Origin of the sequence: Brevibacterium sp. VCM10 (genome assembly GCF_000583215.1) — a bacterium.
GTDB classification, from domain to species: Bacteria; Actinomycetota; Actinomycetes; order Actinomycetales; family Brevibacteriaceae; genus Brevibacterium; species Brevibacterium linens.
In genome coordinates, this window is sequence record NZ_JAJB01000018.1 from 73,430 (window position 1) to 94,529 (window position 21,100).

At 64.1% G+C, this 21,100-nt stretch carries 21 protein-coding genes and 1 pseudogene; 17 read left to right on the plus strand and 5 right to left on the minus strand.

Annotation, left to right across the window (positions count from 1 at the left end; genetic code table 11):
- Window positions 1–33 precede the first annotated feature (33 nt).
- The 14 genes and pseudogenes from AD89_RS19580 to AD89_RS0104770 form a co-directional block, all read left to right on the plus strand.
- Window positions 34–448, plus strand: a pseudogene (locus AD89_RS19580) (fumarylacetoacetate hydrolase family protein); the annotation flags it as partial.
- A gap of 15 nt (window positions 449–463) precedes the next feature.
- Window positions 464–874: a hypothetical protein gene (locus AD89_RS0104710; protein ID WP_025777457.1), complete on the plus strand. Its 411-nt coding sequence runs from the start codon at window positions 464–466 to the stop codon at window positions 872–874.
- 259 nt (window positions 875–1,133) lie between these two features.
- Complete coding sequence (locus tag AD89_RS0104715; protein ID WP_155807370.1) at window positions 1,134–1,481, plus strand: hypothetical protein; 348 nt, start codon at window positions 1,134–1,136, stop codon at window positions 1,479–1,481.
- Window position 1,482: 1 nt separating this feature from the next.
- Complete coding sequence (locus AD89_RS0104720) at window positions 1,483–2,931, plus strand: sodium:solute symporter family protein (protein ID WP_025777459.1); 1,449 nt, start codon at window positions 1,483–1,485, stop codon at window positions 2,929–2,931.
- Window positions 2,932–3,067: 136 nt separating this feature from the next.
- On the plus strand, window positions 3,068–4,348 hold the full coding sequence (locus tag AD89_RS0104725; RefSeq protein ID WP_025777460.1) for a CaiB/BaiF CoA transferase family protein: 1,281 nt from the start codon (window positions 3,068–3,070) through the stop codon (window positions 4,346–4,348).
- A 72-nt stretch (window positions 4,349–4,420) separates the two neighbouring features.
- A complete protein-coding gene (locus AD89_RS0104730) occupies window positions 4,421–4,981 on the plus strand; it encodes a dihydrofolate reductase family protein (RefSeq protein ID WP_025777461.1) in 561 nt (186 codons plus the stop codon).
- A gap of 156 nt (window positions 4,982–5,137) precedes the next feature.
- Window positions 5,138–6,085 (plus strand): hydroxymethylglutaryl-CoA lyase, encoded by a 948-nt coding sequence (locus tag AD89_RS0104735; RefSeq protein ID WP_025777462.1) that lies wholly within the window; start codon window positions 5,138–5,140, stop codon window positions 6,083–6,085.
- Between the two features lie 13 nt (window positions 6,086–6,098).
- Window positions 6,099–7,325, plus strand: a complete 1,227-nt coding sequence (locus AD89_RS0104740) for a CaiB/BaiF CoA transferase family protein (protein ID WP_051505058.1) — start codon at window positions 6,099–6,101, stop codon at window positions 7,323–7,325.
- A gap of 69 nt (window positions 7,326–7,394) precedes the next feature.
- Entirely contained in the window at window positions 7,395–8,459 is a 1,065-nt protein-coding gene (locus tag AD89_RS0104745; RefSeq protein WP_025777464.1) for a Bug family tripartite tricarboxylate transporter substrate binding protein, read from the plus strand.
- Window positions 8,456–9,088, plus strand: a complete 633-nt coding sequence (locus AD89_RS0104750; protein ID WP_025777465.1) for a tripartite tricarboxylate transporter TctB family protein — start codon at window positions 8,456–8,458, stop codon at window positions 9,086–9,088. The genes AD89_RS0104745 and AD89_RS0104750 overlap by 4 nt, the downstream gene beginning before the upstream one ends.
- Window positions 9,089–9,097: 9 nt before the next feature.
- Complete coding sequence (locus tag AD89_RS0104755) at window positions 9,098–10,612, plus strand: tripartite tricarboxylate transporter permease (RefSeq protein WP_025777466.1); 1,515 nt, start codon at window positions 9,098–9,100, stop codon at window positions 10,610–10,612.
- A 9-nt stretch (window positions 10,613–10,621) separates the two neighbouring features.
- Window positions 10,622–11,320, plus strand: a complete 699-nt coding sequence (locus AD89_RS19225; RefSeq protein ID WP_025777467.1) for a helix-turn-helix domain-containing protein — start codon at window positions 10,622–10,624, stop codon at window positions 11,318–11,320.
- 329 nt (window positions 11,321–11,649) lie between these two features.
- Window positions 11,650–12,591, plus strand: coding sequence for a hypothetical protein (locus AD89_RS19865; RefSeq protein WP_155807371.1), 942 nt, complete (start codon window positions 11,650–11,652; stop codon window positions 12,589–12,591).
- A gap of 242 nt (window positions 12,592–12,833) precedes the next feature.
- Window positions 12,834–13,334, plus strand: a complete 501-nt coding sequence (locus AD89_RS0104770) for an NADPH-dependent FMN reductase (protein ID WP_025777469.1) — start codon at window positions 12,834–12,836, stop codon at window positions 13,332–13,334.
- 183 nt (window positions 13,335–13,517) lie between these two features.
- Here AD89_RS0104770 and AD89_RS0104775 read toward each other — a convergent pair whose 3' ends face one another.
- The 3 genes from AD89_RS0104775 to AD89_RS0104785 form a co-directional block, all read right to left on the minus strand.
- Window positions 13,518–13,847 carry a putative quinol monooxygenase gene (locus AD89_RS0104775; RefSeq protein ID WP_025777470.1) on the minus strand — a complete coding sequence of 110 codons (330 nt, stop codon included), beginning with the start codon at window positions 13,845–13,847 and terminating at the stop codon, window positions 13,518–13,520.
- A gap of 82 nt (window positions 13,848–13,929) precedes the next feature.
- Entirely contained in the window at window positions 13,930–14,715 is a 786-nt protein-coding gene (locus AD89_RS0104780) for an SDR family oxidoreductase (RefSeq protein ID WP_025777471.1), read from the minus strand.
- Window positions 14,716–14,919: 204 nt separating this feature from the next.
- Window positions 14,920–15,702 (minus strand): IclR family transcriptional regulator, encoded by a 783-nt coding sequence (locus AD89_RS0104785; protein ID WP_025777472.1) that lies wholly within the window; start codon window positions 15,700–15,702, stop codon window positions 14,920–14,922.
- Window positions 15,703–15,948: 246 nt separating this feature from the next.
- On the opposite strand from AD89_RS0104785, the gene AD89_RS0104790 reads away from it, so the two are divergent.
- The 3 genes from AD89_RS0104790 (at window position 15,949) to AD89_RS0104800 (ending at window position 18,883) form a co-directional block, all read left to right on the plus strand.
- Window positions 15,949–16,524 carry a hypothetical protein gene (locus AD89_RS0104790; RefSeq protein WP_025777473.1) on the plus strand — a complete coding sequence of 192 codons (576 nt, stop codon included), beginning with the start codon at window positions 15,949–15,951 and terminating at the stop codon, window positions 16,522–16,524.
- Window positions 16,524–18,146, plus strand: coding sequence for a GMC family oxidoreductase (locus tag AD89_RS0104795; protein WP_081770338.1), 1,623 nt, complete (start codon window positions 16,524–16,526; stop codon window positions 18,144–18,146). Before AD89_RS0104790 ends, AD89_RS0104795 begins: the two co-directional genes overlap by 1 nt.
- Window positions 18,147–18,322: 176 nt before the next feature.
- Window positions 18,323–18,883: a dihydrofolate reductase family protein gene (locus AD89_RS0104800; RefSeq protein ID WP_025777475.1), complete on the plus strand. Its 561-nt coding sequence runs from the start codon at window positions 18,323–18,325 to the stop codon at window positions 18,881–18,883.
- 264 nt (window positions 18,884–19,147) lie between these two features.
- Here AD89_RS0104800 and AD89_RS0104805 read toward each other — a convergent pair whose 3' ends face one another.
- Together AD89_RS0104805 and AD89_RS0104810 are read right to left on the minus strand one after the other, a co-directional pair.
- Window positions 19,148–20,674 carry a tripartite tricarboxylate transporter permease gene (locus tag AD89_RS0104805; RefSeq protein WP_025777476.1) on the minus strand — a complete coding sequence of 509 codons (1,527 nt, stop codon included), beginning with the start codon at window positions 20,672–20,674 and terminating at the stop codon, window positions 19,148–19,150.
- Window positions 20,675–20,683: 9 nt separating this feature from the next.
- Window positions 20,684–21,100: a tripartite tricarboxylate transporter TctB family protein gene (locus AD89_RS0104810; RefSeq protein WP_025777477.1), complete on the minus strand. Its 417-nt coding sequence runs from the start codon at window positions 21,098–21,100 to the stop codon at window positions 20,684–20,686.

Below are 21,100 nucleotides of genomic sequence, written 5' to 3' on the forward strand. Positions count from 1 at the left end.
GTCCAGTGCATTGTAATTCGGAGATCGATTTTGCGTTGCCTGCCCGGGTTCTCTCCGCTCGGCCCGTGGATCCGTCCCGCCGCCGAGGTGGACCCCGGTGACCTGCGGCTGCGCAGTTGGGTCAATGGCGAAGCTCGCCAGGATTCGTCGAGGAGTGACCTCATCTTCTCCGTCGACGAGTGACCTCATCTTCTCCGTCGGCGAGATCATCTTCCAGCTCAGCCAGGCGATGGCCTTCGAGCCGGGAGACGTGATCCTCATCGGCACCCCGCAGGGAGTCGCGCTGTCGGGCAAATACCCGTATCTGGCCGACGGCGACGTCGTCGAACTCGAGCTCGAGGGGGCTCGGCCGACACTGCCAGGTCGTGACCGTCACGGGGTGAATGCACGAAGCGGCGCACCGATGACTGGTGCGCCGCTTGTGTGTGGATCGGCGTCTCAATGGTGACGCCAGATCGGGTGGGTGCTGAGATCAGCGGTTTTCGTCGAAGCCGCCCTGCTCGCCGCCGAAACCACTCTGACCCTGTTCCTGGCCGCCGAAGCCGCTGTCATCCTGTCCGCCGGGCTGGCCGCCCGGTTCGCGGTCGTTGTCTCCGCCGAAGCCACCGGTCTGCTGTCCCTGCTCCTGCTGGCCGCGATCATCGCCGCGGCCGAAGCCACCGTCGGGCTGACCGCCCTGACCCTGACCGCCGAAGTCGTCCTGTTGCTGGTTCTGTTCCTGCTGACCCGGCTGACCCTGCTGGCTGCCCTGATCGCCGAAACCGCTCTGCTGGCCCTCGGGACCGCCCTGCTGCTGATTGCCGAAGTCGTTCTGCCCGCTGTCGTTGTTGCCTGCGAAATCGTTCGATTCCATGTTCAACTCCTCATTCGGTGACGAATCATCGCTGTCTGCGACTCGATTGCCAGTCTTCGGCACCCGGAACCTGGCTGACAAGAGAGTTCAAGGAATGTTGCGCGAAGTTCACTCAAGCCGCAGCTGATGTTCAGCCAAGGCAGCTTTTCAACGCGACTTTGCTGTCACCGGCATTTCGTCACCGGCCAGCACCGATTGTGGAGAGAAGATGGACGTGGTCGTGACCATGGTGGTCGGACCGCCGGCCGAGCAGACCGGCCGAACGAGTGCGGGAGGCACAATGAGTACACTCGATTCCGACACACGACGGGTGACGAAAGGTCGCGTCACGGTCTGGGCGATTCTCTGTCTCATCCCGGTGATCGCCGCCTTCGTCCTCCAGTGGCTGCCGATTCTCAATGGCCCGCATCTGTTTCTCGGACTGCCGACCATCTTGTGGTGGACCTGTGTTCCCGGCAGCCTTCTCGTCACTGGCATCCTCCTGATCATCGAGAAGACTCGCCCCGACCTCGAGCGACAGGGCCACCTCGACGACCTTGCTCTCGAAGAAGCCGAGAGGCTCGAATCGGCCCAAGTCGGAGACCGACCGGAAGTGCAGGCACGCCCGGACAACGGTCGGGAGGGCTGAGATGAGCACTATTGAGATCGTCACCCTCGGCGGAATCGTCCTCGTCGCGATCCTCGGCTTCATCGGACGCAAGAAGCCCAATGCCGACCTCTCCGAGTGGACCGTCGGCGGCCGACGCTTCGGCGTGGCCACGACCTGGCTGCTTCAGGCCGGCGAAACCTTCACCACCTTCACCTTCCTCGGTACCGCGGGGCTCGTGGTCTCGGGAGGCGCCGCAGCCTTCTACTCGATGCCCTACGTACCCCTCGGCTACCTGGTCCTCTACTTCATCGGCCCGAAGATCTGGCGCATGGCCAAAGCACGCGGACACCTGACACAGGCAGACTTCCTCGAACATAGCCACTCCTCGCGCACCCTCGGCGTCATCGCCGGCATATGCGGAGTCATCTTCCTGCTGCCCTACCTGCAGCTGCAGATCACCGGACTCGGCCTCATCGTCCAGCTCGTCACCGGCAACCGAACGACGGGCGAGTGGTCAATGGTCATCGCTTTCATCCTCGTCGTCGCCTTCGTCCTGTGGTCGGGACTGCGAGGAGTGGCCACGACCGCGTACTTCAAAGACGCGCTCATGCTCGTCATGCTCTTCGTCGTATGCATCTCGATCCCCATTCATTTCACCGGCGGATTCACGAACGTCTTCGACACCGTCGCGGACACTATGCCCGACCTCCTGAGCGTCCACGGCACAGAGGAATACGGCATCCCCTGGTACATCTCGAACATGGCGATCAGCGCCATCGGCGTGGCCTTCGTGACTCTCCCGCACATGTGGCCGCCGATCCTCGCAGCCCGCAGCTCCGCCGTGCTGCGCCAGAACTACCTGTGGCTGCCGATCTACAACACCTTCATCGTCCTGCCTCTCATCGTCGGCTACGTCGCCGTCGTCATCCTCGGCCGGAACACCGACGCCGACTCGGCGCTGCTCCACCTGTCCGGACAGATGTTCCCCGATTGGGTGATCGGAGTCCTCGCCGTCGCCGGAATCACCACTGCGATGGTGCCCTCGGCCGCGCTGCTCATCGGCATCTCGACCCTGGCTTCACGCAATGTCTTCCGGATCAAATCCGAACGGCATCAGTTCACTGCGACTCAGATCATCGTCGTCGTCGCCACCGGGCTGTCGCTGCTGCTGGCCATCGTCATGCCCGACCTGCTAGCGAACCTCCTGCTGCTGACGTTCTCCGGCCTCGACCAGCTCGCTCCGGCGATCGCCGCTGCTCTCTTCTTCCGCGGTCGTCTCAGTGTTCGCTCGATCATCGCTGGTCTCGCGGCGGGGCTGATCGTCGTCATCGCCTACACGTTCTGGCTGCCGTTGCCGTGGGCGATCAGCGAAGGCATCATCGGCCTCGGCGTCAACATCCTCGTCGTTGCGGTCTGCGAAGCCGTGCGTGCCGGGGTCGGTCGGTCGCAGGCTGAGATTCCGACCGAATCCATCGGTCAACGCGCGTAGGTCACGTTGCGGAACAGCTGAGCACCGCCTCGGCGAGGTGGGCCCGGGATCATCTGAAGATGCGGATATCCGGGAATGTGGTCCCCACACCTGGCACCATGGGAGAACCGACCCACGCACGACTAGGAGCATCGTCATGAGCACGCACCGACTTCCCCTTTCCGGTGTGCGAGTCCTCGAACTCGGCAACTACATCGCCGCACCCACCGCAGGGCGGATGCTCGCGGACTTCGGTGCCGAGGTGATCAAGGTCGAACGTCCCGGCACCGGCGACGAACTGCGCAATTGGCGGCTCAAGGCCGGGACCACCTCGATGCTCTACCGCACGATCAACCGCAACAAGAAGTCGGTCGTGCTCGACCTGCGCAGCGACGAGGGGCGCGAGGCCGTGCTCGAGCTCGTCCGCCGCAGCGACATCCTGCTCGAGAACTTCCGCCCCGGCACCCTCGAGAAATGGGGACTCGGCCCCGACGTGCTCGAAGAGGCCAACCCCGATCTCGTCTTCGTGCGCATCTCCGCGTTCGGCCAGACCGGACCGATGTCGTCGCGCCCCGGATTCGCCGCCGTGGCAGAAGGATATTCGGGCTTCCGCGAACTCGTCGGCGATCCCGACCGACCACCCGTGCGCGTGGGCATCTCGATCGGCGATTCGATCGCCGGAATGCAGGCGGCGTTCGGTGCCGTGATGATGCTCTTCGACCGACAGCGGCAGAAGATCGCCGGAGCCGCCGAGGCGGTCGTCGGATCCGCGCACAGCTTCGAAGGCAAGGGCCCGCTGTCGGAGCGGACCGTCGACGTCGCGCTCAACGAGGCGATGTTCTCCGTGATGGAATCCCTCGTCCCCGACTTCTCCGCGTTCGGCGAGGTCCGCACCCGCACCGGCGGTCGGATGGAAGGTATCGCGCCGTCGAACGGCTACCTGTGCGCCGGCGGGAAATCCGTGGTCATTGCCGGGAACGGGGATGGAATCTTCCCCCGCCTGATGACGGCGATCGAGCGTCCCGACCTCGCCGAGGATGCCGAACTGCAGACGAATGCCGGCCGTTGGCAGCGGCGCGACGAACTCGACGAAGCCATCGGCGCGTGGTGCGCGCAGCGCTCGGTCGAGGACGTCGTCGAGACTCTGGAGGAAGTGGGCGTTCCGGCTGGGCCCATCTACACCGCCGAAGACCTCGTCGCCGACGGGCAGCTCAACGCCCGCGGCATGATCCAGAACCTCGACGTCTCCACCGGCGAAGAAGTCCTCGAAGACGTCGCCTTCCCTGGCATCACCCCCGTCATCGGCGGCGAATCGATCGCCATTGACCACCTCGGGCCCGATCTGGGCGAACACACCGAGGAAGTGCTGTCGTGGCTGGGGCTGGCGTCGGAACAGGGTTCCGCCCCGGAACCAGACCAGGACGGCGCCGAGGACTGAACGCCACGACCGTGCCACGGCTGTCTCCGAAGACCTCTTCCGGCGGCGACCTCCCAGGTCTATTCTTATGCCATGGCCGAGCTGAGGTACTCGATCAACGTCACCGTCGACGGCTGCTGCGATCATCGCGTGGGAGTCATCAGCGAGGACTTCCACCGCCATCACGCAGACAATCTCAACCGTGCCGACGGACTGATCTTCGGCCGAATCACCTACCAGATGATGGAAGACGCCTGGCGCCGACCGGAGGGTGACACGATACCGGAAGCGGACCTCGACCCGTTCGTTGCGGCCATCGATCCGGCCCGCAAATTCGTCGTCTCGAGCACCCTGGACAGCGTCGACTGGAACTCCGAACTCATCCGCGGCGACCTCGCCACCGCCGTCCGCGAGCTTAAAGAACAGTCGGTGACGGGACTCGCGACAGGGGGAGTGACGCTGCCGCTCGCGCTCGCCGAACTCGGCCTCATCGACGAGTTCGAATTCGTCGTCCACCCCTGCATCGCCGGTCACGGCCCCTACCTCTTCGCCGGACTGAGTGACGTCGTCGACCTGGAACTCGTCGACCGCAGCGAACTCGAAGCAGGCCACGCGATCCAGACGTATCGGCCAAAGAACCGGATTTCCCGATAAACGGGACTGAACTCAGGCAATTCACCCGGATCTCTCATATGCCGAACAAAGCCTGTCCACTGGACTGAGCGCGTTATATAACGAGAGTGGAGTCGCGCATGGTCGCGCGACGACGAATCGTTTCCCGTTCACCGGGAGCCTGCGTGAAGGAGTCCCATGGTCCGGCCCACAACCGTTGACATCCTCGACACCACTCTGCGCGACGGTCTGCAGATCGAAAAGGCGATCGTGCCTACCGACGTCAAGGTCGCCCTGGCCGAGAAGCTCATCGGCTCAGGCCTCAACCACATCGAGGTCGGCTCCTTCGTCAATCCGAAGAAGGTCCCGCAGATGGCCGACACCGACGAACTGCTGCGCCGCCTGGCTCCGCACCAAGACAACGGGGTGAAGTTCTATACCCTCGTCTTCAACCTCAAGGGTGCCCAGCGGGCCGTCGACGCAGGCGCGAAGAACATCAAACTCGTCCTCTCGGCCTCCGAAGGACACTCGAAAGCGAACTCCGACGCCTCCATCGCCGAGGCGTCCGACCGCCTCATGGGCGCCGCCGTCTTCGCCCGTGACCAGGGACTTCGCTTCGACATCACGACCGCCGTGAGCTTCATCTGCCCCTTCGACGGCATCACCGAGGCGGACCACCTCGTCGAGGTCCTCCGCCCCTTCGTCGACGCCGGAGCACACGGAATCGGGGTGGCCGACACCATCGGCAACGCCAACCCATCGCTGGTCCGCCGCAACACCTCGGCGGTCCTCGCCGCCTTCCCGGGCAAACCCGTCAACCTCCACCTCCACGACACCTACAACTTCGGCATGGCCAACGTCATCGCCGCCCTCGATCTGGGGATCGCGAATTTCGATGCGGCCATGGGCGGACTCGGCGGCTGCCCCTTCGCCCCGGGCGCTGCCGGCAACATCGGCACCGACGACCTCGTCCACCTCCTCCACCGCGAAGGCGTGGCCACCGGCGTCGACGTCGAAGCGCTCACCGAGGTGCGCGACCCCCTCATCGCCGCCGTCGGCCACGACCTGACCTCGAGCCTGTCGGACATCCCCGCCACCCCCGCGGTCTTCGACGACCGGTTCGCGGCCGCCTCGGCGAAAGTCTGAAATGGCTTCCCACATGACCGCCGACACCCCCGCCGTGAACCCTGCGGACTCAACCGCAGAACCGCTGCCGCTCGAAGGCATCCGCGTCATCGAGTTCTCCCACATGGTCATGGGGCCGAGCTGCGGGATGATCCTGGCCGACCTCGGCGCCGAGGTCATCAAGGTCGAACCCCGCGGAGCCGGCGACAAGACCCGCTACCTGCCCGGGTCCGGATCCGGGCTGTTCCCCGCGTTCAACCGCAACAAGCACAGCGTCCAACTCGATATCGCCGAGGCGGCCGACCGTGACCGCGTCCTTGACCTCGTCGACTCCGCCGATGTCCTGCTCGAGAACTTCCGCGTCGGAAAGATGGAATCGATCGGATTCGGATACGAGGAGCTGTCCGCCCGCAACCCGGGACTCATCTACTGCTCCCTCAAAGGGTTCCTCGCCGGCCCTTACGGAAACCGGGCCGCCCTCGACGAGGTCGTGCAGATGCTCGGCGGCCTGGCCTATATGACCGGCCCGCCGGGGCAGCCGCTGCGCGCCGGAGCCAGCGTCAACGACATCATGGGCGGAATGTTCGGCGTCATCGGCATCCAGTCGGCACTGCGGGTGCGCGAGACCACGGGCCGCGGAAAACTCATCAACTCCGCACTGTTCGAGAACAACGCCTTCCTCGTCGGCACCCACATGGCGCAGTCCCAGATCAGCGGCGAACCACCCCGACCGATGCCGACCAGGCAGGCCACCTGGGCCGTCTATGACATCTTCCGCGACGCCGCCGACAACCAGGTCTTCGTCGCCGCCGTCTCCGACGGGCAGTGGCGCGACCTCTGCGACGAATTCGGGCTGACGGGGCTCGCCGCCGACCCGGACATGCTGACCAACCAGGGCCGAGTCGACCAACGCGACCGCATCCACACAGACCTCCAAGCCGCACTCTCCCAACTGAGCCTGGCCGAGATCGAAGAGAAATGCACGCGCCGCGGCCTGCCCGTCGCCCCGGTCAACACCCCGGCCGACCTCACTTCTGATCCGCACCTCGTGGCCTCCGGAGCGCTCGCCCACACCGGGCTGCCGAGTGGGACCAGCGTCGAAGTGCCGCTGCTGCCGTTGACCTTCGACGGGTCTCGGCTGGGTCTGCGCAGCGATGTGCCCGAACCCGGTCGTCACAACGGCCACTACCGGGACGGTCCGGCAGTGCCGACGGGTCCACCAGCCGACGGACCCCAGCCCGACGAGCACCGTCTGGACTGACAGCTCAGTCAGAGTCACCACCAGCACACCACCAAATATCGAGAACCGAACACACAAGGGGAACAGCTCATGCGATCAACGACGATCACCCGGACACGGACAGCCGCCTCGGCGAAGGCAGGGCAGACGAACACGCGCAAGCGCGCGGCGAAGATCGGGGCCGTGCTCGCCACGGTCGCCCTCGTCGCCACCGCCTGCGGGAACAAGGCGCAGCCTCCGGGCGAAGGCGGGGACTATCCGACGGGGCCGGTCTCGGTCACCGCTCCTGCCGAACCCGGATCCGGCTGGGACACCACGGCCCGCGCTCTCGTCGAGGCGCTGCAGAAGGAAGACATCGTCTCCACTCCGCTGCCCGTGCAGAACAAGCCCGGCGGCACCGGCTGCTCCTGGCTGACGTCGATGATGCAGCAGGAGAAGGGCAAGGACGACCAGATCGCGATCACCTCCCTGGCCAGCCAGACGATGAAGGCGCGCAACCTGTGCAAGTTCGGCCCCGAGGACGCAACCCTCATCGCCACCCTCTACGTCGAGGACTTCATGGTCGTGACCCCGAAGGACGGGGACTTCAAGGACCTCGACGCCCTGGTCGAAGCCCTCAAGGACGACCCGCAGAAGGTCACCGTCGCGGCCGCCGGAGACGACACCCTGCCGTTCGCGCTGTTCGCGAAGGAAGCCGGCATCGACCCGGCCGACATCAACTTCGTCAACTACGACGGCGGCGGCGAACAGACCACGGCCATGCTCAACGGAGACGCGAAGGTCGCGATCGCCGGGATGAGCGAATTCCGTTCCGTCATCGAATCCGGCGATATCGAACCGCTCGTCACCTTCGCGCAGAAGCCGCTCGCAGCCCCCTTCGACGAGGTTCCTACCGCGAAGGACTCCGGCTATGACGTGACCTTGGGCAACTGGCGCGGAGTCTACGGACCCGCCGAAATGCCGCAGGAGGCCGTGGACTTCTGGGCCACAGCACTCGAGGACGTGAGCAAGTCAGACGCCTGGCAGGAGACGGTGAAGAACAACCAGTGGGCCACCGAATTCCACACCGGAGACGAGGCTCAGGCCTACGTCGACGACGCTGCGAAGACGGTGGAAGAAGGCGTGAAGGAAACCGACCTGGGTAATAGCAAATGACCGCTTTCCGCACCGACCTCGTCACCGGCGGCGCCATCGCCGTCATCGGCGCGGTCTACTACATCGCGACGTTCTCCATCCAGGAGACCGCGAACATCGTCACCCCGCGCACCTTCCCCGCCATCGTCGGCATCGGGCTCGTCGTGCTCGGCCTCTTCCTCGCCGGCCAGGCCGTCGTCCGGCACCGGAAGGACACCCTCGCCGAGGCGGGGCCCGGGTCCGCGGGGTCCGCTGAGGCGGGCACGGGGTCCGTGCCCGGCCCCGGCGCGGGCGGCGGGACCGCCTCGGTGAGCGGAGACACGGACCGAAGCGCCGCCTCGGCGGGGGAGTCGTCCCTGGAGACGGCCGGTACGGACGAAGCGGTCGGCGGGGTCGTCCTCGATGCTCCGCCGGAGCCGCAGGTACGCAAGGTCGTGTTCCAGTTCGCGCTCTTCTTCGTCTATTTAGGCGTCCTCATCCCCGTCGGCTTCCTGCTGTCCACGGCAGCGTTCCTCATGGGACTGACCAGCATCTACGCGCCGGATAAGTGGATCCGCAATCTCATCTTCTCCGTCGTCTTCGCGGGCCTGGTCTACGCGGCGTTCGTCTACGGACTGGCCGTGTACCTGCCTGTCGGGATTCTGGGTTAGGGGGCGGACATGGATACTCTCATCGATCTGGGAGGCGGCTTCGCCTCGGCGGTGGAGCCGGCCAGCCTCGCCTTCGCCCTCCTCGGCGTGCTGCTGGGCACCGTCGTCGGAGTGCTGCCGGGAATCGGACCGATCTCCGCGATCGCAATCCTCATTCCGGTCTCCTTCGGCATGGAACCGGTCCACGGTCTCATTCTGCTGTGCGGAATCTACTACGGGTCGATGTACGGCGGCTCGATCACCGCGACCCTCATCAAAACCCCTGGTGAGGTCGCCAGTGCGGTGACCGCGATCGAAGGCTACGAGATGGCTCGCCGAGGTCGCGGAAAGGCGGCGCTGGCGACCGCGGCGATCGGGTCGTTCCTCGCCGGGACCCTGGCGATCATCGGGCTGACGTTCCTCTCGCCCGTGCTCGTCAAACTCGCGAACGTCTTCGGCGCCACCGAATACTTCCTGCTCATGGCCACGGCCCTGCTGCTCGCGTCGACGATGTCGGCGGGTTCGCGGGCCAAGGCGCTCATCTCGATCTTCATCGGCCTGGCCGTCGGCCTCATCGGGCTGGATTTCCAGACCGGACTGCCCCGGCAGACCTTCGGCATCGATCTGCTCTCCGACGGGATCGACTTCACGATCTTCGCGATGGCGCTCTTCGCCATCCCCGAGGCGATCCGGAATCTTGCGCTCGGGCGCGGGGCCAAGGACGAGATCCAGGGCTTCGGCGAAGACAAGTGGATGACGAAGCAGGACTGGCAGCGGTCGACCGGGCCGTGGGCCCGCGGTTCGGTGCTCGGTTTCATCATCGGCATCCTGCCCGGCGTCGGTCCCTCGCTGGCCTCGTTCATGTCCTACATCATGGAGAAGCGGATCTCGAAGCGGAAGGACGAATTCGGTCACGGCGCCATCGAGGGCGTGGCCGGTCCCGAAGCGGCGAACAATGCCGGTGTCGGCGGTGCGATGATTCCGCTGTTCAGCCTCGGCATCCCGGGTTCGGCGACGACGGCGCTGCTGCTCTTCGTGTTCACGATGTACGGTCTGCAGCCCGGGCCGCTGATCTTCCGGGACGACACCGGTCTGATCTGGACGATCATCGCCAGCATGTACATCGGCAACATCGCGCTCATCATCCTCAACCTGCCGCTGGTCGGAGTCTTCGTCAAACTGCTGAAGATGCCCAAGGAGATCCTCTTCTCTGCGATCCTCGTGCTCGTGGTCATCGGTGCCTACGCCATCGAATTCAGCCTGTTCGGCCTGATGATGCTCGGCATCTTCGGAGTCATCGGCTACCTCATGGAGAAGGGCGGGATCCCCTTGGCCCCGGCGATCCTCGCACTTGTGCTCGTGCCGCTGCTCGAGGACAATTTCCGGCGCATGCTGCAGATCTCCGGCGGTTCGTTCGCGCCCTTGGTCACCAGGCCGGTGTCGCTGTCGATCATCATCCTCATGGTGGCAGGCATCATCGGACCCATCATCGTCCGGTGGTGGGTGAGCCGCAGGAAGCTGCTCGCCGATGTGACGGTGTCGTGAGGAGTGGGGATGAAGAGTTCTGAACAGGCGCCGGCGGAGATCGGTGTCATCGACCGCAGTGCGGCTATCCTCGCCGTCCTCCAGGACTCGCCGATGACTGCGGCAAAGGTGTGCCGCCGCCTCGGCTATTCGAAGTCGACGACGTACCGGCTGCTGACCGATCTGCGGGCGCACAAGTTCATCGTCCGTGACTCCTCGGGGCTGCTGCGGTTGGGTCCCTTCCCGGGCCGGCGCAATATCGTCACGACGAACTCGGTGCTCGACCATCTGCGGACGATGACCGGGGAGTCCGTGCAGCTGTGGGTCCGCGTCGGTGAGGATCGGGTGTGCGTGCGCAATGTCGAAGCCGACCATGAGCTGCGTGTCTCTCGTGGCGTCGGGGCGGTGCTGCCGCTCGTCGACGGCGGCTCGGCGGCCCTGGCGCTGTGCGGGCCGGGGAATCCGGGGGAGTTCTACGCGACGAAGCAGGCACGGGTGGCCGGGACCGCCTCGGCGAGTGTGGCCTTCACCGTCGGTGCGATCGTGTTCGCCCTCTGCGTGTCCTACCCACTGACCCGGGAGCCGGACAACGTCGCCGGCGCCTATCGCACCCTGCTCAGCCGGGCCGCCGTCGAACTGCGGGCGCTGCTCGACGGCAGTGAGGAGCTCGAAGTGCTGCGCGACATCGCCCGACTGGCACTCGGCGCGCGGAAGCAGGCGGGGGAGTAGGGCTGTTCCTTCCTGCCGGAGGGTGCGAGTGCCCACTCAAGCGCGGATGCCTGTGGGTAGAGCAAGCATTTCCGGTGGGGGCCTGGGCTTCGGCGGGAGAAGAATGTCGGTTTCAGCTCGGAATCTCTACATTCTTCTCCCGGGAAATCCTGAAGAATCTGCCTGAAGGCCCGGTTCTGGCGGGAAGGGAAGGTGGCGTCACTCGTGCGTCGAAGAGCTGTGGACGGCTCCGGACTCGCGTGTCGGCGCCCTGTGGAGACGTCAGCGGCGTCCACAGGGTGGAAGCCGGTGCCTTGCGGTCGGGCGCGTATCCGACTCTCCTACTGGTCATGGACCTCCTCATCGAGCAACGCAGCTATCCGTCACTCTTCAGAACCAGTGAGGCCGAGGAACGGGGGATCAGCCGGCATCATCTGCGGTATGATCCGCGTTTCAGTGCCGTCACGGCGGGCATCCACCGGGATGAGGTGCGATGTGTCGAGCACCCGACTCCGAGCTGGGCCGATGAGAAGTGGATGGAGGAGAGCCTTCGGCTCAGGGCGATGACCATGGTCGTTCCCGGGATCGTCGCAGGGGGTGCCACGGCCGCGCGACTGTTCGGTTTGCCACTGCCGCACAGACTCATCGATGAGCATCTGCACCTGGTCACTTTCGACCCGGGCAGGAAGGTGGCGCGGAAGGGGACGACCGTACGCCGCCACGCGCGTGAGGAAGCCGGGTACTGGCTTGAGCTGCCGATGCATTCGCCGGTCGGGGTCTTCCTCGATCTCAGCGCCGAGCTGACCCGTGACGAGCTCGTTGCCCTCGGTGATGCGATCGTCGGCGGATGGCATGGACCGCCGTTGTGCAGCCTCGAGTTCCTGAGGACGAAGATCACACAGCGGAATTACCTGAGGCAGCGAGCGCAGGTCGACTCAGCACTGTCATTGATCAGGGAAGACGTTGACTCGCCGCAGGAGACGAACCTTCGACTGTGGGCACTGAGCCGTGGACTGCCGGAACCTGTGGTCCATCCACAGGTCTACTGTCGTCTGCTCAACCGCACGGTCGAGCCGGATTTAGGCTATCCCCACGTGAAGTTGGCGCTCGAATACGAAGGTGAACACCACCTGCTGTCCAAATCACAATGGACAAGTGACATCGCCAGAGACGAGGCTCTGCGGCACGAGGGCTGGGAGGTGCTGAGGGTGACGAGCCAGATGAGCAGGGCGGAGCTTGAGCGGAAGATTCGGTATCACCTCGAGCAGAAGGCAGGCGGTGGCGGCAGGTAGCAGGTGGTCGGTCGCGGGTGGTCGGCCGGAGCCGGATCGGTCCGATTCTGCGGGAGCAGAATGTAGATTTTCGAGCCGTGAAACGACAATCTGATCCCGCTGATTCGGGGAACCACGTGTGCGATCCCGAGCATCACTGCGATGACGCCAGATGAACGGCAGTGCTTTCGCAATGGCTGACCGCTTCTAGTGTGGGTGTCTGGGCGCAATGACCCGGTGAACACTCGAGGAGAGGACCCCTTATGACCACACGCATCGCCGTCGTCGTCGGCAACCCGAGCCCCAACTCGCGCACCCGTCAGGTGGCCGAGGACCTCGCAGGTAAGATCGCCGAGGTGACCGGTTCCGAGATCGACGAAACGATCGAGCTCGCCGAGGTGACCGATGAGATCTTCTCCTGGAAGTCCGACCGTCTCGACGCACTCACCGAGCGCCTGGCCACTGCTGATTTCGCCGTCATCGCCACGCCGACCTACAAGGCCAGCTACACAGGGTTGCTCAAAGCCTTCCTCGACCGGTATGACGCAAATGGTCTGCACGGGCTGACCGCGATCCCGGTCTTCACCATCGGATCCCCGGCGCACACCCTGGCGGTGGAGACGACCCTGCGACCGCTGCTCGTCGAACTCGGCGCCAGCGTGCCGACGAAGGGTCTGGCGTTCTCGACCGCAGAATTCGATGACCGCGCAGACGTGCTCGACGAATGGGTCGGCAGCCAGAAGGCCTACCTGCCGCAGAGGTGAGCCTTCAGCTTGGTGAACCTGCAGCGGCTTGGTGCCTGCACCGAGCTGCTGCAGGTTCACCAAGCTGGTGAGTTTGCCGGTGCCCGGAACCTGGCGCGGGTCCGCTGAACGCATCAGCGGACCCGCGCGGCTGTCTCGGCGGATGAGGTCGTCCCGATCGGGGACGGCCGCCTCGGTGGGGGATCAGTCGACCTGCAGCTCGCCCATCGCATCCCAATCGTCGCCGTCGATCTGACGGGAGATGATCTTCGGGGTCGCTGTCAGTGCGGAGTGCATCGGCCCGCCCGTGGCGGTCGCGGCCTGGAAGTGATCGGACTTCACATGCGCTTCCGCGGCATCGTCGTCGAAGGCTTCGACGAGGACGTACTCGTTCGGGTCATCGAGGCTGCGCGACCACTCGAACCATTTGTTGCCCGGTTCGGCACGGGTCGCCTCAGTGAACTCGCGGGTCAGCTCGGGCCACTGGTCGGCCAGTTCGGGCTTGACGGGGAACTTTACGACGATGAAGATCATGTCTTCTTCCTTCTCTCTGTGGTTGTTCTCTCGGGTGGAGATGTGGGTGTGGCGGTGTCGGTTTCTGCTCTCAGCGACAACGTTAGGAGAACTGCATTCCGCCGTCGACGAGCATGGTCTGTCCGGTGATGTAATCGGAGTCCTCGCTGGCGAGGAACGACACGAGGTTCGCGACGTCCTCGGGCACGGACACCCGGCCCATGAGGATGTCACCAGCATAGTTCTTGATCGCCTCACCTTTGGCCAGCCCCTCCTCGGCGGCGAGTTTCTCATCGATGAGATCCCACATCGCGGTGCCGACGATGCCGGGCCCGTAGGCGTTGACGGTGATGCCGTGCTTGGCCCACTCCATCGCGGCGCCCTGGGTCAGTCCGCGCACCGCCCATTTCGTCGCCGAATACGGTGACAGCAGCGCGAAGGGACGGAACGCGACGATCGAGGCAGCGCCGATGATCTTGCCGCCGTTGCCCTGCTCGATCATCTGCTTCGCCGCAGCCTGATACGACAGGAAGACGCCGGTGAGATTGACGTCGACGATCTTCTCGAAGTCGGCCTTCGAATAGTCGATGAGGGGTTCGACCTGGGCGATTCCGGCGTTCGCGACGAAGACGTCGAGTTTTCCTCCCGCAGCGACGGCAACCTCGACGAGGCGGCTCAGCGAATCCTCGTCCGTGACGTCCACCTCGGCGCCGGTGGCCTTCCCACCTGCCGTTTCGATCGTTGTGACGGTCTCCGCCACCCCGTCCTGCATGCTCGGCAGATCGGCGATGATGACATGATGGCCATCGGCTCCGAGCCTCTGCGCGATGCCCTGACCGATTCCCCGTGCGGACCCCGTCACGACTGCGACGCTGTTGCTCGTGCCCATGTCTCCTCCTTGAGTTCTCAACTGTGAGCGAGCACGATCATTCTCAGCAGAATCGGCAGCCGGAGGACACGGTTCTTCTCATGTGGCGATAAAGCTGGAGTCCAACGGCGGCCGGCTGTGGGGGATGTGGTCACCTTCGGGAGTGCGGCCCACGCGTGCTCGGCGGTTGGGCACCGCTCACGTGCATTCACCGACGGTCGCGGCTCACGCGTGCTCGACGACGGGGACGGTGACCGACCCGCCGCGCAGGTAGCTCGACGCCAGGCCCGCATGTTCACGCAGGGTCGATTCGACCAACTTCACCCTCCCCGCCATCTTCGACGAGGGAGTGCTGATCGCCATCGCCCCGACCTGCATTCCCGTGCCATTGCGCACTGGTACGGCCGCGCAGGTCTGACGGGGCAGGAACTCCTCGTGCTCCCATGCGATTCCGCGGGTGGCCACCTCGACAAGGTGAGGGTCGAGGGCCTCTCGGCTGATCATCGTCTGCGGGGTGAGCACCTGCATTCCGCGCGCCTCGAGGTAGTCGGTGCGCTGCGGTTCGGGCATTCCGGCCAAGAGGATCTTGCCGAAAGCAGTGGCGTGCGCGGCCTCGTGGAACCCGAAGCGCAGGGGCCGCAGCCGCGGATGCTTCTCGCAGTCGGAGCAGTAGGTGAGGATGATGTCCGAGCCGCGGTAGATCGCGAAATAGGCGGCAGTGCCCAGCGACCGATGGAGCTGATCGGTGATCTGCCGGATCGGATGCGGAGCGACGAGGCGCTGCTGGAACGACAGCCCGAGTTCGAAGCATTTGGGACCGAGCTCGAAACGCTTGGTGTCCTTGAGATAGACGAGATACCCGGAATCGGCGAGCTCGTTGAGGAGCCGGTAGACGGTGGGCAGAGGGATCTCGAGGCGGGTGGCCACGGTCTTCGCTGATGCGCTGCCCGAAGAGGCGACGGCCTCCAGCACGGCGAAGGTTCGTTGGATCACGGCACTGTTGGACACGCGGACTCCTGACTGTGCGATCGCCTCGGCGGTGGGCATCCGGCCCCGGCTGCCGGGCCGTGGACGGAGGCGGCCGGGCGGGAACGGTCGTGGGTGCGGGACGGTGGAGCCGCCTCGGCGATCGACTTTTTCATGTGATGAGAATGAGGGTAGTCCATGGTGCTGTGGATCACATAGGTTGCTTGTGTCAGGTCAGTGGCGGGCGTGCGTCGATGCCGCCGGCCGAGTGGAGCAAAGGAGCATCCGATGGCATTCCCTGCAAAGTACCCATCGCTGAATGCGATGGAGATGACCGATGAGGCGAAGCAGAGCCTCATCCGAGTGCTGCGCGTGGCATTCCCGCACGCAGACTTCCCCGACGGGCCGTATGTGCGCACCGCGGAGAAGATCCTCATCGCTGCCGATGAAGAGACCTGGTTCCGGGTGGCCCTCATCCAAGGGCTGTTGTCGTTAGATCAGCTCTCCGATGGTGACTTCTGCGGGCTCGACGACGATTCCGCGCTCAAGGTGCTGCGCCGGGTCGAGTCCACCGAGTTCTTCGGCTTCGTCCGCCGCACCGCCGTGCTCAACCTCTATGACGATACGGAGGTGTGGGAGACGCTTGGCTACGAAGGGCCGTCGTTCGACAAAGGTGGTTATATCAACCGCGGCTTCGACGATCTCGACTGGCTGCCCGAACCGCGCATCGTCTACCCCGAGGACGAGCCGATTCCGGAGCTCGGTGACGGTGTTATGGGTGCCCGCAGCGGCGGTTTTGCCGGTGACGAATCGACCAATCAGCCCGCGCCGCAGCGCGCCGAGATGGGTGAGGTGAAGAAGTGATGACCGCTGAGAATACAGGACGCGGTGCCGGTGCCGAGGCCGGACGCAGTGTGACCGGATACAGCATCGACCCGGACGAGGAAGCCGTCGTCATCGTCGGCTCCGGCGCCGGCGGGGGAACCCTGGCGTACGAGCTCACGGCGAAGGGCATCCCTGTCGTCGTGCTCGAAGCCGGGCCGTATCTGCGCAACGAGGACTACGTCAACAACGAGTGGGAGGCCTTCAACCAGATGGCCTGGCTCGACCCCAGGACCACGACGGGATCGTGGCGGATCGCCCGTGACTTCCCGAACCTGCCGGCCTGGATCGTCAAGGCCGTGGGCGGGACGACGACCCACTGGTCGGGGGCAACGCCGCGATTCAAAGACCATGAGTTCAAAGCCCGCAGCGTCTATGGTCGCATCGACGGAGCGAACCTCCTCGACTGGCCGATCACCCTGGACGAACTGGCCCCGTACTACGACCGGGCGGAGAAGGCGATGGGCTCGACCCATGTCCACGGCCGGAAGCCGCTGCCGGCGAACAACAACTACAAGGTCTTCGCCGGAGGGGCGAAAGAAGTCGGCTACAAGTTCTACGCCACCGGCCCGTACGCCACGAACGCCGAAGAATACGACGGACGCCCCGCCTCCATCCAGGACGGATTCAACTTCCAAGGCGACAAGAACAAGTCCAAGTGGTCGACGCTGGTCAGGGAGCTGCCGCGGGCGGCAGACACCGGGCTGCTCGATCTGCGGCCGGAGTCCCAGGCCGTGCAGATCACCCACGATGCGAACGGCAGAGCCGACGCCGTTCTCTACCTCGACAAGGACGGCAACCTCCACCGGCAGGCCGCGAAGCTCGTGTGCGTGGCCGGCAACTCGATCGAGACGCCGAGGCTGCTCCTGCTCTCCGGCACACCGTCCTTCCCCGATGGGTTGGCGAACTCGTCCGGACACGTGGGCCGGAACTATATGCGTCACCTGACCGGCACCGTGTGGGGCCACTTCGACAAACCCGTGCGGATGTATCGCGGGGAGACGATGGCCGGAGTCATCGCTGATGAGTCGATCCATGACCCCGACCGTGGATTCTCCGGCGGCTACTACATGGAGACGATCTCGCTGGGTCCGGCGTTCATGGCCTCCTTCGTCGAGCCCGGCGGCTGGGGACCGGACTTCGTGGCGCTGCTCGACCGGTATCTCAACACGGCGGGAATGTGGATCGTCGGTGAGGACATGCCGCAGGAGAGTAACCGGGTGACGCTGAATACGACGGTCAAGGACACGAACGGTCTGCCCGTGCCGAACGTCCATTACGACGATCACGCGAATGACCTGGCGATGCGCGAACATGCCTACGCCGCAGGTCAGAGAGTCTACGAGGCGGTCGGTGCGCAGACGTCCCACCACACTCCGCCGTACCCGTCGACGCACAACCTCGGCACGGCGCGGATGAGCGAACGTCCCGAAGACGGGGTCGTCGACAAGTGGGGCCGGACCCACGACGTGAAGAACCTCTTCGTCTCCGACGGATCGGTGTTCACCACCGGTGCCGCGGCGAATCCGACCCTGACGATCGTGGCGCTGGCGATCCGGCAGGCCGAATACATCGCCGAGGCGCTGCGGACTGGGGAGGTGTGAGACGCGGCGCGGCTCAGGACGACTGAGGCGCGAGAGGCTCAGTAAATCTGAGGCGTGAAGGATTGTCGCATCGATCGGCGTCGGTTCTGTCAACGGATGGAATCGACGCCGATCTGCTGTGAGAGAGCGTTGTCGCAATAGGATGACAGAGAGACGCAACTAGGAGGAGACTGCCTGTGGCACGCACCGTCTACTACACCGCGACCACGCTCGACGGGTTCATCGCCGACCCGAACGACTCGCTTCAATGGCTGCTGCGTCAGACCGAAGAACCGCCGGATGACGGGTTCATCGACGGGGTCGGAGCGATCGTCATGGGTGCGACGACGTACGAATGGGTGCTGCGCAACCTCGACGGACCGTGGCCCTACGAGGTTCCCGCATGGGTGATGACCCACCGGAAGCTCGGCCTGCCCGAACCCGGGAAGGAAGGGAAGAGCCCCGACATCCGATTCGCGAAAGGCTCTGTCTCCGACCACTATTTCGAAATGTGCACCGCCACCGGCGACCGTGACCTGTGGGTGATGGGCGGCGGCGACCTCGCCGGGCAGTTCGCCGACGAGGGACTCCTCGACGAGATCATCACGTGGACCGCGCCGGTGGTCCTCGGCAAGGGGCGGCCGCTGCTGCCTCGTCGCCTCGACCTCGAACTCCTCGAAGTCGGGTCCAGTGCCCCCTTCGTCATCGCCCGCCACCGAGTCATCGGGCCTCTCCTCGAGGACAGCCCGGCTGAGTGATTCCCCTCGCCGAGGCGGGACGACGGTGCGTACGGGAGGATCCCAAGTACGGGAGGACAGGGGCGCCTCGACGAGGGGGAGTGTGGTTCGCACGGATGATCGCGAGGGGCGATCGAAAGGGATCGCCAAAGCTGTCAACCCTTGGACCTTCGGTCTATGACCACCCAGTGTTGCATGCTTCGTCGTTCAGAAGGAGTCGCAGTATGTGAACAGTCTCCTGTCCGTTGTCGGAAGAACTCAGTCCCGTCATCGAGCATGTCGGAATCAATCGGCAGCGTGCGCGTGGTAGTTCTTCGGTTCGGAGTCGGAATTCTTCCGAGTGCTGATGACGCCGAAGACCACGGAACCGATGATGAGAGCCCAAAGCGCCAAGTCGATGGGGCTTCGGGTGAAGAAGACGAAGAGGTCTCCTCCTGACGCCTGCATACTGTCGAGGAAGTTCGACTCGAGGTCCCTTCCCAGGATGAATCCGATGAGGAAGGTGGTGATCTGGATTCCGATCTTCATAAACACAAAGCCGAGCACCCCGAAGATCAGCGCGGTCCAGACATCGAACATCACGCCGTTGTTGATCGCGAACGAGCCCACCACGCACATCACCAGAATGATTGGGAACAGAACGTGCTTGGGTATTTCGATGATTTTGGCGAAGTAGCGGATTGATGTGAACATCATGAGGAACATAACGATGTTCGCAATCAGCAGGGCAATGATCATGCCATCCCACAGGTCAGGGTTGTCGCCGATGAAAAGCGGCCCGACCTGGATCCCCTGCAAGACGAAGGCGCCGAGAAGCACTGCTGTCGTGCTGTCGCCTGGGATGCCCAGGGACAGCAGGGGAACCAACGCGCCGCCAGTGAGGCCATTGTTCGAAGCTTCGCTGGCGATGATGCCTTCGTTCGAGCCTTTGCCGAGCTTCTGCGGCTGCTTGGAGAAGTTCTTTGTCTGTGAGTAAGACATAAGCGAGGCGGCGCTGCCACCGACACCTGGAAGGATGCCCAGGATGGTTCCGATGATCGACGAGCGGATCGTATTGACCGTCTGACCCTTGAACTCCTTGAGGGTGAACTTCGCTTCAGGATCCGATTTCGCCTTCTTGAGGGTGATCTTCTTGGAAGTATCGGTCTTCAGGCCCTGTTCGGAATTTCGAAGTATCTCAGAGATGCCGAACAGTCCGATGAGCACCGGCAGCAGGGAGAATCCGTCCCAGAGGTAGTCCTCGAGGAACGACGGCACCATGCGTAGTTCGTTGTTGGTGGGAAAAACTCCGATGAGGCTGACGAAGACTCCTAGCATGCCGCTGAAGATGCCTGAGAGCATGCTCTTCTCGGAGATCGAGGCGATGATCGTCAGCGCGAACAGGATGATGAGGAATTTCTCCACGGGAGTGAAGTTGATCGCCACGGTGCCGAGCACTGGAGCGAAGAAATAGAGGACCACAAGACTGATGAAGCCACCAATGATTGAGGCGACTATGCCGATCTTCAGGGCTTTCTCCGCATAGCCCTTCTGCGCCATCGGATATGCATCGAATGTCGTTGCCACCGACGATGGTGTGCCGGGGATCTTCAGTAGCGCCGCCGGGATCATGCCACCGCTGATGCCGCCGACATAGAGTCCGATGAGCAGGGCCAGACCTTCTCCTAGGTCCATGCCGAAGGTCAGTGGCAAGAACACCGCCAGCGCCATAGTTGCGGTGAGGCCGGGGATCGAGCCGAAGATGATGCCGACGAAGACACCGAAGATGACGAGCACGAACGCCATGGGAGTGAATATCTCGAAGAGTTCCATGAGTGCTCCTTAGGGCAGGGTGATGTCGAACATCTGGCCGAACACCAGCCAGAGGACGAGCGGGGTCAGGACAGCGTTGGCGGCCGGTCCGATCAGCGCGCGCGGAGTGAATTTCGGCTTGAACACCAGTGATATGACGAAGACGAACAGAACGCTGGAGAAGAGGAAGCCGAGCGGATCCAGCAGCAGAACGTACGCGACAGTGCAAGCCAGGGTGCCGAAGAGCTTCTTCCAATCGAAGTCGGCATCGAAGAACCTGAATCGCGCTTTTGCCGCATCTGATTCAGCGGACCTGGCAGAGACTGCACTTACCGTCTTCTTGATGCCCATTGCGAGCAGCAGAACAACGAGTAGGGTGCCGATCGCGTATGGGAAGACGAGATGATAATTGCTGAAATCGATGTCGAGCGTATGAAAATTGCTCAT

Coding starts and splice junctions, on each gene's coding strand:
- AD89_RS0104715 (WP_155807370.1), top strand. CDS start 1,134: ATGAGTACACTCGATTCCGACACACGACGGGTGACGAAAGGTCGCGTC.
- AD89_RS0104720 (WP_025777459.1), top strand. CDS start 1,483: ATGAGCACTATTGAGATCGTCACCCTCGGCGGAATCGTCCTCGTCGCG.
- AD89_RS0104725 (WP_025777460.1), top strand. CDS start 3,068: ATGAGCACGCACCGACTTCCCCTTTCCGGTGTGCGAGTCCTCGAACTC.
- AD89_RS0104730 (WP_025777461.1), top strand. CDS start 4,421: ATGGCCGAGCTGAGGTACTCGATCAACGTCACCGTCGACGGCTGCTGC.
- AD89_RS0104735 (WP_025777462.1), top strand. CDS start 5,138: ATGGTCCGGCCCACAACCGTTGACATCCTCGACACCACTCTGCGCGAC.
- AD89_RS0104740 (WP_051505058.1), top strand. CDS start 6,099: ATGACCGCCGACACCCCCGCCGTGAACCCTGCGGACTCAACCGCAGAA.
- AD89_RS0104745 (WP_025777464.1), top strand. CDS start 7,395: ATGCGATCAACGACGATCACCCGGACACGGACAGCCGCCTCGGCGAAG.
- AD89_RS0104750 (WP_025777465.1), top strand. CDS start 8,456: ATGACCGCTTTCCGCACCGACCTCGTCACCGGCGGCGCCATCGCCGTC.
- AD89_RS0104755 (WP_025777466.1), top strand. CDS start 9,098: ATGGATACTCTCATCGATCTGGGAGGCGGCTTCGCCTCGGCGGTGGAG.
- AD89_RS19225 (WP_025777467.1), top strand. CDS start 10,622: ATGAAGAGTTCTGAACAGGCGCCGGCGGAGATCGGTGTCATCGACCGC.
- AD89_RS19865 (WP_155807371.1), top strand. CDS start 11,650: ATGGACCTCCTCATCGAGCAACGCAGCTATCCGTCACTCTTCAGAACC.
- AD89_RS0104770 (WP_025777469.1), top strand. CDS start 12,834: ATGACCACACGCATCGCCGTCGTCGTCGGCAACCCGAGCCCCAACTCG.
- AD89_RS0104775 (WP_025777470.1), bottom strand. CDS start 13,847: ATGATCTTCATCGTCGTAAAGTTCCCCGTCAAGCCCGAACTGGCCGAC.
- AD89_RS0104780 (WP_025777471.1), bottom strand. CDS start 14,715: ATGGGCACGAGCAACAGCGTCGCAGTCGTGACGGGGTCCGCACGGGGA.
- AD89_RS0104790 (WP_025777473.1), top strand. CDS start 15,949: ATGGCATTCCCTGCAAAGTACCCATCGCTGAATGCGATGGAGATGACC.
- AD89_RS0104795 (WP_081770338.1), top strand. CDS start 16,524: ATGACCGCTGAGAATACAGGACGCGGTGCCGGTGCCGAGGCCGGACGC.
- AD89_RS0104805 (WP_025777476.1), bottom strand. CDS start 20,674: ATGGAACTCTTCGAGATATTCACTCCCATGGCGTTCGTGCTCGTCATC.
- AD89_RS0104810 (WP_025777477.1), bottom strand. CDS start 21,100: ATGAGCAATTTTCATACGCTCGACATCGATTTCAGCAATTATCATCTC.